General features: G+C 57.9%; 6 protein-coding genes. All 6 read right to left on the bottom strand.

Going from position 1 to position 13,287, the window contains the following annotated elements; genetic code table 11:
• Nucleotides 1–26: 26 nt before the first annotated feature.
• Nucleotides 27–6,434, bottom strand: a complete 6,408-nt coding sequence (locus tag H7688_RS05330; RefSeq protein ID WP_183360026.1) for a hypothetical protein — start codon at nucleotides 6,432–6,434, stop codon at nucleotides 27–29.
• A 303-nt stretch (nucleotides 6,435–6,737) separates the two neighbouring features.
• Nucleotides 6,738–8,048 (bottom strand): hypothetical protein, encoded by a 1,311-nt coding sequence (locus tag H7688_RS05325; RefSeq protein ID WP_183360025.1) that lies wholly within the window; start codon nucleotides 8,046–8,048, stop codon nucleotides 6,738–6,740.
• Between the two features lie 35 nt (nucleotides 8,049–8,083).
• The gene (locus H7688_RS05320; RefSeq protein ID WP_183360024.1) at nucleotides 8,084–10,243 is read right to left on the bottom strand and encodes a hypothetical protein; all 2,160 of its coding nucleotides are present in this window, start codon (nucleotides 10,241–10,243) and stop codon (nucleotides 8,084–8,086) included.
• Entirely contained in the window at nucleotides 10,236–11,438 is a 1,203-nt protein-coding gene (locus H7688_RS05315; protein ID WP_183360023.1) for a hypothetical protein, read from the bottom strand. The genes H7688_RS05320 and H7688_RS05315 overlap by 8 nt, the downstream gene beginning before the upstream one ends.
• On the bottom strand, nucleotides 11,435–12,505 hold the full coding sequence (locus H7688_RS05310; protein WP_183360022.1) for a sigma-70 family RNA polymerase sigma factor: 1,071 nt from the start codon (nucleotides 12,503–12,505) through the stop codon (nucleotides 11,435–11,437). The genes H7688_RS05315 and H7688_RS05310 overlap by 4 nt, the downstream gene beginning before the upstream one ends.
• Entirely contained in the window at nucleotides 12,502–12,930 is a 429-nt protein-coding gene (locus H7688_RS05305; RefSeq protein WP_183360021.1) for a hypothetical protein, read from the bottom strand. The genes H7688_RS05310 and H7688_RS05305 overlap by 4 nt, the downstream gene beginning before the upstream one ends.
• Between the last annotated feature and the right edge of the window lie 357 nt (nucleotides 12,931–13,287).

The following is a 13,287-nucleotide window of genomic DNA, read 5'->3' as shown; positions in this document are numbered from 1 at the left end:
TGTCCTTTATGCTGCGATCGCATCGATTACGCCAGCAGTCTCAGGGCGATCCAGTCACGTACCGGTTGAATATCGAGACAATAGTTGAGGTTGCGCACCGGGCACTCCTGCGCCCTTAGTATTCTGCGGGACTCCTCCAGGACGGCACGGGTCAGGAACTGATCGTCAACCCCCATCACACGCGCCCCAGTTTGCAGAAGCCCCCTCTCGACCTCGGCAAGGTCAGCAGTCGCTGTCGCAGAGTCGGTCTCCGGGATGCCGGCGATCCTGCAGCGCAGCCTCTGCAGCAGAGCAGCTACCCGCTCCGGTCGTGCGCCGTACAGGTCGTGCGTGCCAACTTTAACCAAGTGGGCCATGAGTACCGGGCTTATCTCAAGAAGGTTCTCGTGACGCTCCCAGGCCTCGTCGTCGTCCTCATACCAATCACCGGAGAGAAGCCCCAAGGCGAGCAGAGTCTCGGCGCAGGTGTGCGTCTCCGGGAGATCGTCGTGCAGGAAGTGGCGAATGGCCACCTTCATCTTGAGCGTCACGTCCTTCATCCAATGAGGCATCTCCGGGTTGGGTACGAGCCCCACCCAGGCGGCCAGAGTGTCCGCCGTCCTGGTCCGGACGCGGCCACCCACCGCCTCCCGGATCTCGTCTGCCAGGACCGGCGCCTGCCACCAAGCAAGCCAGGCTGCCGTTTCCCTCCAGTTCGAAGTCGTGGAAACGATCCTCGCCAAGTCGTGAAAGGCCAAGTGGCCGCACCAGGTTCGTCCGACACTGGTTCCCAAGAAGGAAAGGGAAATGGAGCACGGATCGTCAGGGCTCACCGTTTCTGTCGCTCTTAGCAGCAGAGATCTGGTCTCCGGGTCGTGCGTCCAGTGCTGCCTCCCAATCACAACCGGCAGTGAATCTTCCGGATACCAGGCATGGAGCTGGAAATCATCCGACAGATCCAAATCCTGACGTAGCGCTATCGACCACCCTCTCTCGATTCGTCTGGCAGGGCCGAGCACACCGCTGTCAATGACTGCCCGCGAGATCTCGATCGGCTTCTCCGTCGCATTATAGGGGCCCTTGCGGAGGCAAAGCGGAGCGCCGAGCCCCACCAGTTCTTGCCCGATCTGGTCCCCCACCGAGGAAGGACGCCCGAGAAAACGCTCCCCCTCCGTATAGGCCCACTCTTTGACCTCCGACTCGTGTGGTATCGCGAGCAAGCGTCGAGCCTGAAGATCTGCCTTGTCGAGGATCCTGCGCGGATCCGGAGTGATCCACCCCCCCGCCGTTTCCAGTGCAACTCCCGAAAACGTGCTGACGATCTCGACTGTGATACGCCGCAATTCGCCACCCTCCAAGGCGAACAGTACGCCGCGGGCAGGGAGAGCCTTGATACCAGGAGGCACCGGGAAGGGCTCCGTCTCGATGCTCGTTCCGGAACCTCTCACCAAGAGCCTCATCTCCCCAATGAGCAGGCGTCTCGGTTCCATCCCCTGGGGAACCCTGTTGAGACGGATGCGCGCCTTGGTACCCCAGGCGGCATTGACCGGGAGAGAAACCCCCTGGACCTTATCAACGACTGCCCCACCACCGCGCCGCTTGTTTTCCTGACCCTCCGGGACCGACCAGAATGGTTCTCCGCCGAGGCTCAGGGAGAAGCCGGCGGGAAGCCCTTTTCGGAACTGATGGAGGTGTGCCTTGCCGCCAAAAAGGGCATACAGTCGGTCGGCCGGTGCAGAGAGCTCTATGTCTGCGGCACAAAGCAGGAACAGTGCTCCCCTCTCCGCCTGTATCTTCCCCTCGGCTATGGCATAGCCGTTCGCGCCGTAGAAGGTGAACTCCTCCTCTTCGTTCCACAGCGGATACCGTATGGGCTCCTCCAGCACCGGATTTCCGCCTGAAAGGACCGATACATCGATGGTTGGGCGAACCGGATCGATGAGGAGGGGGCCGCCGGCAAGGGCATAGCCTCCGTCCGGTTGTCGAGTTGCGGCAATCCGGTAGTCCGAACCGAAAGCTAGGACAAAGGAGGGCTCCAGGTACGATTCAGGCCACACCTCTTCCAGGTGCACCTCGTAAGAGGGCCGACCGTCCACGATGGCAAGCCGGGGAGGAGCCAGCAACGACGCAGACAGCGCAGCGCCGGGGAGCATGTCTTCCCCCTGCCGTAGCAAATGGGCCCGAGAAGTCACCGCCCGTATCACCGTCTCAAGACCGACAGGTGGCAACCAGGGATTTCCTGTCACGGCAGAGGCAAACTCTTGCCGGGAAATCCCCTTCCAACGGAGTTCCTTGAAGGCGTTCCACAGCTCGACAAATGAGGTGCACCGGTTCGGTCCTTTACCGGTCAGTTCCTCCACCGCGACTGGCACCTGTTGTCCGCAAAGCCACCAAGGTATCCGCATCAGATTCTTTTGGGTGAAGCCGTACTGCAGGGCGATGCTGCGCACATAGGCATGGGTCCCGGCACTATCGAAGCCGTGACGCAGGTCGTAACTGCGGAATACTCGCTCCAGCTCCGTTTTCAGCCAGGGCCGGGGAGATGGGTTGTTGAGGCCTTGAAGAATCATCAGAAAATCCCTGGCCCCGCCCCCAAGGCTCCTGTATATGGCGGGCCAGATCTCCCCCTCCGAGGCTTCCCTTCTGGCGACCTCCGCAGCGAAAGCGATGAACACGAGAGCGATTGCTTCTCGTCCCGAGCAGGTCAGTAGCCCTACCCTTTTCCGCTCCTGGAGGAGCCTGGTCGAAAAAACCGCTGAATCTCCCCATTCCCGAAGCCTCCGATAATCTGCATCGTTAAGGCAGAGCTCCGCAATCGACCAGGAATGCTTCGAGGCGCGCAACCCAAGCTCAGCGCAACGCGCGAGCAACGCTTCCGCGAGATGCCAGGCAGACAATGCATGACTAGGGTGGATACAAAGACCGTCCGTGTGCTCCTCAAGCTCCCGCTCTGGTTCCAGCACTCCAGTCTCAGTCTCGTGGGCAAATTGAGCATCCTCTGGGACATTAGAACCTGAAGGTGATGCTAAGACCTCGGCGTGAAGTTCGGCGGGACCTTCTACTTCAGGTTGCAATTTCCCGTTCGAATTGGATGGTATGTCCGCATCAAATTGCCGCCACCGCTCAGCAATGCAAGGGTTTCCCGTAGAGAACGACCGATCCCGCAACGCTGACCAGCCATTTTCGAAAATAATGGTTTTACCTCCAAAACGTTTATAAAGATCACAGAGGATCTTTTCTTGGGGAGGGTCGGTCCATCCAAAACGAGAGGAAAGGCCTTGCAACAACTCATTGGCGGTGCAGATTCCATCATGTCTGCATGTTTCACTGAACATCCCGAAGAAGAGTTCCTGCAATAACGCGAGAGAGCTTTTTCGGGACAGTTTCTCCACTGATCTTTGCAAACGGAGAGAAACCCCTTGTGTGCTAAGCCCAAGAGTGCGCGCAATATCGGCGCCCCTCATCGGTGCAACGGCATCGGCCCATCCTGACCGCAGCGTCTCTGCCAGCGCCTCCCCCTCGGTGAGGACCGTTTCCGACCAAGCCCGAAGAAGATCCGACAAGGAAAGAAAATTCCCCGGGTGCAGGGAATGTCGTAAAAAGGAGGGCGCCTCCAGAAGATACTTCGAGGACAAGGAATAAAAACGTGCAACTCTTGTAAGTGAGCCTGCCGAGAAATCGCCGTCAAGAATGGCACTTTCGGAGATGGTTATAATGGCGTTTTCAGTTACTTGTGATTGTGATTTCAATTCATCGAAGAGGGCAACCACTCCCTCAGGCATAGTTTCCAGGAGGTAAAAAAGTGCTTGTTCATCGATAAAAGGGCCGGACCAGAAGGCGTCGCCAGGTCCCTCCACTCCGGCGCATTCTACGACTATGCGTGATATCTCCTGTAATGCGGCCTCGGTGGTCGTGGCTCCGCAATGCGCCAGCAGCCAGGAGATGGTGCATGATGCAACCGTAAGGAGATCGAGCCCCGCCAGCAGAAGCCGCGCTGGCCCAGACATGTTAGGGATCATTTCTGCCGGTAACTTTTCCAACCAAGCAGTCACTTGCAGCTCTTTCTCCCCCGAAATTTTGAACAACTCTAGAGGGGTGCGCTCCAATATGCTGTGGTAGGGAATCAGGTGCCATGAGATGCCAGCAACACCTGGATGGGGATCTGGCTCCAGAAAGAGAAGCCCTGCCTCTGCGAACTGACGCCCGTCGAATGGTTTCGATGCTACAAGATCGCTGACGTCAGCAGGCTCCTCCCGGGTACCTTCTTTACCGCTTTCTGGTACGCCGAGGGCGACACTCTCCTCAGAGGCTGCTGAAGTTTCACCACGCTCCGATTCCTCCCCCGCTCTGCCAGCCTTTATCTGGTCGAAAGGAGTATCTTTTCCGGTTCCACTCTCTTCATCGAACCCTTGAACAGTGAGGGCGGCAACGGCCCCGGCAGCGCCATCTGATACATCTTCGTCACCGTCCTCGGCTCCCTCGCCGATGACCACGGCAGCACCGCCCTCAACTTCCGTCAACGGCGTCGCTTCCCAAGACCTGATGTCAGAGGGGGCCACCGGTGGAGTGCTTTTGCCGGACGGTTCGTTCCCACTAGCCGGTATCCAAGTCGCGTCGCTAGAAGTCACCTCTTCGCCATCGCCGAACAATTTTGCGCTCTCTTGGGTGCTGAGTTTTTCGTTCCCGTCGAAAAGATCCACGACAGCTAGATCTAGCCCGACTGGAGACTCTCCCTCTACAGGAGTGGCACATTTGCCGGTATCGTTCACCACGGCGCAGTCTTCGAAAGAAACGGAAGGCTGATGTCCCTCTATTTCGCAACCGACCGCAGCAGCACTTGGTCCTTCTGAAGCTTCCGAAGTAGTGCTGGCCGCATGTGCTGTCGACGGGGGTAGTAACTCTGCAGGAGCCGATTTCGGCTGAAATGCATTAAGGGAAAGATCCTCCACCAGCGGCTCACATTCTGCCACAGTGTCACAGCCCTCATCTCCGGCTGTAGTGCCCTCTAAGCCTACCTCTACCTGTATGTCATTTGCGCCTTGCTGCCCGTTAAGGTCCAGCGCTTCCCTGCAGAGGCACAGAAACACTACCCTCTGGATGCGTGGCTCTTTAATATCTGCGATATCCGCAAGTTTGAAATGAAGATAATCCGAGATGACCTTTGTGGCAAAGAAGGGAGGCCAATAGAGATCGAGTTTGTCGGCGACGACCCTCACCCTTTGCAGCCGAGCGGGGCTCTTTTCCAAAGTGGCGACCCAGGCATTCCACTGCTCGTCGCTCACCATGCAATGCGGCGTTTCCGCTTCCATCAAGCGGTAGAAGCTCACATCAGGATTTTCCGCACCAGTCGTTCGGTCTATTGGGTCGCCAAAGGTGCGGTCAGCAGAAAGCTGGGAGTTTCTTGCTGCAATTTTTTCGGAAAGGTCCGAAATATACCCGGGTTTCATGGGCAGGGAATCCGTCCGTGAACGCGAACTTGAGTTAAGAATGAGATCGAGGGCCTTGCCAGCGATGCAGAGGAAGATGACCTTGCCGAGGCGCGGGTCCTTGGTTTCGCAAATGTCATAAAGGGTAAAATCGAGATAGTCAGCAATGGTCTTTTTGCCCAAGAACGAGGGCCAGTACAGGTCGAGCCTGTCGGCTGTCGCTCTCATTCCGTTTAGCCTCACCTCGCTCGACTTGAGCAGGGCCACCCAACGATCCCACAGTTCATCGGTCACCAACTTATAGGGCGTATCGGAGCGCATCAGCTGATCAAAGCTTATGTCTCCCACTTCATTGGCCGCCGCGCCCCCAAGTGGTGAAATCGAGACCTTCCTGGCCATGACAGATGGGGCCGTCACACCGTCCCTCAGTCTCCAGCGAAAGTCGCTGTCTTTAATGACTTTGGGGCCTAACGAACCGTACAGAAGCTTGTTGACAGTCGTCTTGTCGTAATGATGGTTGCTGCGCCGGCTCAGCTCGCTAGCAATGTCGACGGCCCTTGTGTTGGGGAGTTCGGCGAGGATCTGTATGACCCTGTCCAAGAGGCTCATCTCGGCGCCAGAAGATACACTAGTCGAAGATTGAAAAGGTGAAGGCACCGATGCCGTTCCGGAAAAAGCTGCGTCCTCTCCCAGCCGTCTCTCCTGCGCTAGAAATAGCTGCAGGAGATTACCGATGAACTCATCCCTTCCACCGCTTAGAGTTGTGATTTCCCCTCGGAAGTCACGAACATAAGTCTTGTCATCGTTTGTTTTCACCGAATGGCAATACGCGACCGCCTTCCCCTCGACAACAGTCACCCATGAGTTGATGAGCGGAGTGCCGTCTTTCATGCGCTGCACCTGGCCGGGCGCCACATTGCAGTCACTCAAAAGCCGCCTGGCAGCAGGAGATTCAAGAGGGAGCTTTTCCTTCCCCTTTCCTATGGCAGCCAGTATCTGGCTGCTCGTGCTGTGGGTGGGCCTATGCATCTAAATCTCCAAGCGTAAAACCGATTTCACCTTGCTCCATCTCACTACTTCGCTCCCCTGCCGGGTCCTTCGTGCCCAGGAGATTTCCAGCCGACCTGCTCCTCGTAGACCCTTATTAGTAGCTCTCCGAAATCGTTCTCTGCTCCTCAAACTTCTTCCTGTAAACATCAATCAGCTTTCCATTCCCCGCTATCCCTAGAGTAGCGGCACAAATGAGGGCAAAGGCCAGATAACAAGCGATGCTAGTTTTGACGATGCAGTGTTGAAGCAAGTCTCTTCTCCGTTTGCGGGATAAAATCGATTCTAACTACCGTACGCTACCACCGCGTAGGTTCTGGTAGCCGTTGCATACTTGTCATTGTCAGCCTTGTGCGGCTCAAGGGAATCCATCCCTTTGTCGAGCGTCAGGGTCAACTTCTCGCTGCCACCGATGATGTCCATGACCCTCATATGGAGGTATTCCTTATCGTGGATGTTATGGACGTCGATCTTAAGCTTTTCGAACAACACGGTCGGCAGGTATTTCGCGAACCTGCTTCTGATCTCCTCCTCCTTCTTCTCACGGTCCTGGCCCTTCAGGATCGGCACGGAGATGTTCACGGATTTCAGGAGATCGGCCCTCAGCCTTTTCAGCCCCAGCAGCTCAATGAAGAAGCGCACATGGCTCTCTCTCTGGAAATACCGGTCCGAGTAGCTTATGACACTGATGTCGCTGTTATTCGTGATGGTGCTTATACAGAGCTTTTCCCTGATTTCCTCGATGGTGTAGGCGTAATTGGGCTCGAAATACTCCATCTTGGCGTTCATCATGTTTATGTTTGTCTTGGCGTGGATGTTGCCGAGCTCCGCCTCGAGGTCCTTCAGTTTTTGCCGCTTGTCCGCTATCAGGTCGCTGTCGCCTGCGACCCCTCCCGCCACGAGTTCTTCGATCTCTTCGCTGAGGGTGTCGTATTCCTTGCGCAGGTAGTACCCTTCCTTGACGAGCTGTGAATTGAGAAAGATGTTCTCCTCGTACTTCGATCTAAGGAGCGAGAGCATGAAGATCGCAAATGTCCATACGACGGCCAGAGTTATGTACAGGAAAGTGGACCTCAAATAGGACTTGTGCTGCAGGTACCCTTGCCGGTCTTTCACGAATTCCACGGCCGACCAAGTCCATGCTCTGTAGAGGTGGTCTTTGAGCTTGGGCTTGTTGCTTCTGAGGGTCGAGATCTTGACCGTTCCGAAACCACTCTTGAAAGAGTGGTTGTAAGCGACGATGGATCTCTCGGCATCCACGGAGCGTTTTTTTCCGTTGTCGAAGCTGAGGTCATCCCCAAAGGCTATCTGGACGTAGGAATGGGTGAGCGAGATAACACCATTTATCCCATTAAGGACCGCAACATGGTCTCCTGGGCCGGCAAGAGACTTCGAGAGGATTTGTACCACCTTACAGAGCTGCTTCGCTTCATGTTCGTACTCAATCCCCTTGGTCAGGTAATAGGGCTCGTAGTTCACTTTTATGAAAATGACGGTCGAAAGAAGTGCGGATAAGACAAACGAGGTAAGAAAAACCCTCCACTTGCTGCGGATCAGTTGGTACGTCGTGGCGACAAAGCCTTGGTATCCTGCCATAGTCCCTCCTATAATAATAAAAAGTCCTGACTGGACTATCGGTACGAAAAGGGGAACATGACCGGCAGGTTCCCGCTTAGCTGTGCCAGCATCTCAAAAAGGCTCGGGCAATCGTGCGACACCTTGCGCAATTGGTTCCGCAGCGCGGGAAATCCCTCAACCGCCTGCAGTACTGCTCCTGAAGCGCTCTCGACGAAACGCCTGTCCCTGCAACGGTTGCCGCACAGAGCCGCAAGCGGCAGTAGGCCCATGGCCCTGATGACTTCCCCCGCAGCCGGCTCGAGACAGGTTTCCAGCGACCGCCTCCAATAATGCTCCTTGTGCAGCGGATCATCCGCAACATGCCCCATGTTGTAGAGCCACAGTTGCCAGGGGTGCTGACTCTTCAGGTGCGGGTTCTCCAGTGCCCACGCAACATATGCCGGCAGATTTCGGCCAGTCTCTGCTAGAAAGCGACCCAGCACGGCGTGCTTGTAGGGATTCCCTTCCTCTTCAAACCGGAAGTCGGAAAGGTCTTCGGTTTCAAGATAACGATTAAGGGCACCCTCCGCCTCTGTCACTTTCCCTGCATCGAGGTAGGCGTATGCCAGATAACAGTACTGCCGCAGGTAGTGATCCCTGTATTCCGGGAAGAATCCGTTCCCGAACGCTTCACGTGCTTTCGTCGAGAAGGACTCCACCGTCGGCAGGTTTTCTGGGCCGCGAAACGCCCAATGCTGCATCATCGTCCCGTAGTAGCACCCCAGGTTGAAGTCAAAAGCCTTCCCCTCAAGGGCCAGCTCATCTCGAAACTGGGTTTCAAAGAACCCCACGATCCCGTCAAATTCCGCCGCGGTCGCTGCGGGAATAGGGTCTGCAAAGGAAAAGGTGTTGTGCATCGCGCCGTTGAGCCTGTTTACCAAATAAAGGAGCTTTCGTTCGCGCCGGTGGCGCAGAGGCATCCTCTGGCTGCACCTCTCGGCGATATCCTGCCACTGCCTTTGCGTGCCTGTCTCCCCCAGGTGGTTGGCGAGTCTGGTCTTGAGCAGCGCAATTTCGAACGCTGCGCCCGGCGCATGTGGGATCATCTGCTCCACCATGTCCACGTCGAAAAGACCAAGGACCGCAGCGGCTCTTCTCCTGTCATAGTTGGGCCGGTCCAGGATGCATTCCATGTCGCGCAGGAAGCGCAGCAGCGCCTCGAGTTCCTCCTGAGTGGCCGACCCAGCACTCCGGCCCAAGGTGCGGGAGAGTGCCTCGGCGTCCCGTTGGATGCTGTAGACCAGTTCCGGATCGATATGGGGCAGGGCAGCCAAGAGCTTGATCGGATCCTCCCTGAGCAGCGCGAAATCGGCAATCTTTCTACCACTTCCTGGCGAATAAGATACCCAGAGGCTCTCCGCTTCCACCAGGCGGCTCACCGGCAGCGTTTCCACCACATCGCATCCGGAAGCAGCCAGAGCATCGAGGGCGGTGAGGGCCGGGTAGATAAAACCGCGGTAGTTCTTGGCCGCGGCATACTTTTGCTGCAGGGAATCTACCTCGGCGATGCTGCCATCCTCATGCAGCGCGCCGGTCACCAGGAGGCTGGGAACCTCGAGGTCGCAGGCTGCCGAAAATGCTCCGAGATAGGCAGCCAAACCCAGCGACGGCCCTTGAATGGTTGCCGTACTCATTGGATCGATCAGCGGCCAGAAAAAAAAGTTCTTTCCCGGATTCCTGCTCCGTGCCAGAGCCCCCGCTGCCTGAAGTGCTTTGCGGGCGTCCGTGTCGAGCATGCGCTCTGCCCATCCGGGACAGAGCTGATGGGCTGCGCCACCGTAGCAGCCGACCAGCAGATACTTCACGCGGTCGACATCATTTTGGACGGAGCCTGCCAGCACGATGGGGACCCGGCGCCACGTCCAGGAGACCAGTTCCCGTGCGCCACAGGGAATCCCCGCCAGCTCGCCGATCGATATCCGTTGACTCAGCCATTCCAGCAGGCACCCAGGCGAGGAGCCGGGAGCCATCAGGAAGCTGGCCAGAAGGGTCTGGTAGAAGGTCCGCTTGCGGGGGTCGGGAAGGGCCCGCTCGATGGACTCCGCCAGTTGTGGAAATCGCCCCTCCTCTGGCCAGATGCCAGGGTGTGGAACAGGAAGGCAGGCGCTGGTGTACCGGTCCAGGTTGGCGTCGGTTACGAACTCGGCCACCGCGGCAAGGGACCAGTTATTCATGGCTCACCAGTAGCATCTGCACCCGCTCCAGGGAGCTTTCCCCCTCCTCAGCACCCTCAAAGAAAAGCAGGAAGTTCGCTGCTCCCGGCTTGAGCAGGTAGCGGGTCTCCAACTGCGTGCCGTCCTCCCGCCGGAGCGAGGCGAGAACCTGGACGGCGTGGTCGAAAGGAGAGGCCAGGTCGCCCGAGACGAGGTAGCCGTCCCCCTGCCACTGCTCCAGGTTGATCCGGGCCAGGAGCGGCTCGACGCCGAGTGCCCGCTCCCGGGCGCTGCGCACATGGTTGACGGGGAGAGTGTGCGCCGTGCCCGCGGCGGACATGGGAGCCTGCCCTGAGGGTGGGGAGGCGGCAGCGAGTAAACCGAAAAGAGATTCGACCAGTGACTCTTCTGGTGTGTGGAAAGGGGCAAAGCCCTTGAGTCGGCTCACCTCCGGGACGCTCCACCCCCACCCTTTGAGCGCCTGCACAGCCAAACCTACCGAACCGAAGATGCGTTGGCAGATTTCGGAATGGGACGGTGGGGCAAGCCTTTCATACTCCGCCGCCAAGTCCAGAACCGCTGGCAGGGAAATCTGCGCCCCGACCTGTACCTCAAGCTGCCGGAAAAAGGCGATCGGTGAATCCCGTTGCGCAGGTTCATGATCCACCGCGGCCGCCGCTTCTACCGCCCGCAACTCCCCTTCCGTGGCCACTCCGAGGCAATTCGACAGCAAGCTCTCCTTGATGGTGTAGCAGTTCCAGGCTTGTGCGAAGCCGAAGCGCTCGGAAAGTGCCACGTCCCCGTGCCACATCAAGGCTCTGTCGGAGTAGATCTGCGCCACCCGCCAGCCGGAGCCGACCGGGGTCCGCTCTAGCAGCAGCACAGCGGGAGGCCTGAGGAAGCTATGATCCTCGGTCCATCCCGCAAGGGAGGAGTCGAGCAGCCACACCTGGCCGGCGGTTTTTTCCGGGACCGCACCCTTTCCGGCAAGGGAAAGAAACTGCTCCCGCACCACCCCCCACGCCGCGAGTTCAGCTTCGGGGAGGGCCCGTGTCTCCCTGCAGGAGGGACAGACGGCGAGATGCCGCTCCAGATGCCGGTCCGCCTGCGCTACGCGGAGCAGGGCCAGATCCGGGCAGGTACGGAGCTCGAAGGCTGCCTGCCAGGCAAGTTTTAGCTTCAGATCGTCGAGGTTCATGGTCAGTGTCCTTTTCACTTGCTACGGCCCTCCGATTCCCTTTTACAAAAAGAAATTACCGTTTCGTAAAAAAGGAAGAACTCCTCCTCATCCACCTCCGCGAACTCCCTTAGGACCGGCGGTCCCCAAAGCCCCCACCGCTGTTTCAGCACAGATCGGGCCGCCTTCAGGTGATAGTGAATATTGCTGGGTCCCTTTTCGTCCAGCCGGCGAGCGATCTCCTCGAGGGTCAACTCCTGGTCATACAGATCGAGAACCAGTTTCTGCCGTCCGGTCAATGCCGCGACGCACTCCCGAGCCAGGGATTCAAGCTGGGTGTCCACCACATCGAACTCCAAGGCACGAGATTGACGACTCCACGCCTCGGCAACCAGCTCCGGGGGCAGCAGGTGATCCGCCACTCCGTAGGTTGCTCCCTCGCTGCGTTCAGTATCGGCACCGTGATCGACGACGGCCGTCACCAGCATCGGGTAGGAAAAGGTGACAAACCGCACCAGTTCCCGGATCGGGAGCAGGTACTCGGCAAGGATCTGCCGCAGCGATTCGTCCCAGAAGTGCCGGGCCAAGGCGAGCATGCCCGAGTTGCCGTGGATGTCGCGGTAAGGTACGGAGGACCTGGACCAACCGGAGAAATCGCCCTGGCACCAACGCTCAGGAAGGCGGTCTAGGCTCTCCTCAGTCGAGCAGGCGTAGTACGACCCCTCAAAACCGCACGGCAGGTAACGGAAACGTTCCTCCCGCGAGATGACGGCCCGCATGTGCCGGTAATAGGCATGGAAGGGGCTGTCGGTGCGCCGTTTGTCCACGCAATCTGAAAGAAAGGCCCGGGTCAGGTAGGCCATGAAGGACGACTCGTCGCCCCCCGCGAGCAATGCTGCCGCCTTTTCAGCAACCGAATCCGCGTGCTCCTTGACGAACTGCCAAAGGAGCGCGGTTACGCTCTCCAGGTAGTCGTCAGAGTTGTCGCTGGAATCGTCGAGCTGAAGGGCAAGGTCGTTGGCTCGCCGAATCACCTGTTTCGCACACTGGCGCAGTGGCTCCCGGCACGCGGCGCTGGAAACCCACGTTTCAAATCCGGAGTTCAAAGGGAGCCTCCTCGCTTGTGATGGGTACCGACGATGTCCTCTTCGGAAACAACCCCGCGCAGTTGCAGGCGGTCGACGACACGGTCGGATAGGTAGATGTTGAATGAGTAGAAATGAAGGAGGTAGCTGTCCCGGTCGGTAGGAGGCTTACAGGGAGGGGTCACCGAATTCCTGCGGATATAGCTTGCGATGCCGGAATTGTAGTTTTTGCTGGAGCAAGGACAGAATTTGAAACAGTCGTGCTCGATCTTGTGCAGGATGAAAACCGGATGGGTGCCCTCAGGATCGCCTCCGGCAAACTGTCCGCCCGTCAAGATGCGGATCTGCCCGTTTTTCATGCCATGGAACAGATACCTCTCCCCCCACTGGCAGGGGTCGAAATGGTCAATCTCCTCCAGGCGCAGCCTGCGGATGCTTCTGCTCATACCAGTCCCCCCCCACATCACAGATACGTCACAACGCATAGAGCAGACGAACATGGCTGAAGACGTACCCGCCTCGGATCACCGGATCATCCACCTCTGCCATAGGAAACCGTCAGGGTTTATACCACGATTACCAACCTGGCCCAAAGGATTTGCATCTCCAAATGCGTATTTTCTGAAAAATCTCTGTTGGGTGCCGTGGTTGATTACAGCGAGTCCGCTTGCGGCTGCATCGTCCCCACAGCCTGGCTTTCGGTACTTAAGCCCACCCCCAAGCGGTAGCGGTAAAAAAATTTTGGGGCTGGCTTTGAAAATATCCGGAGGGGCGCCGTCTTCTTCTATATCTGGCCAATGAAT

It is taken from the genome of Geomonas limicola (assembly GCF_014193675.1).
GTDB classification, from domain to species: domain Bacteria; phylum Desulfobacterota; class Desulfuromonadia; order Geobacterales; family Geobacteraceae; genus Geomonas; species Geomonas limicola.
The sequence above is the reverse complement of the archived record's forward strand: the minus strand, read 5'-3'. Positions and strand labels throughout refer to the sequence as shown.

Coding starts and splice junctions, on each gene's coding strand:
- H7688_RS05325 (WP_183360025.1), bottom strand. CDS start 8,048: ATGGCAGGATACCAAGGCTTTGTCGCCACGACGTACCAACTGATCCGC.
- H7688_RS05330 (WP_183360026.1), bottom strand. CDS start 6,434: ATGCATAGGCCCACCCACAGCACGAGCAGCCAGATACTGGCTGCCATA.
- H7688_RS05320 (WP_183360024.1), bottom strand. CDS start 10,243: ATGAATAACTGGTCCCTTGCCGCGGTGGCCGAGTTCGTAACCGACGCC.
- H7688_RS05305 (WP_183360021.1), bottom strand. CDS start 12,930: ATGAGCAGAAGCATCCGCAGGCTGCGCCTGGAGGAGATTGACCATTTC.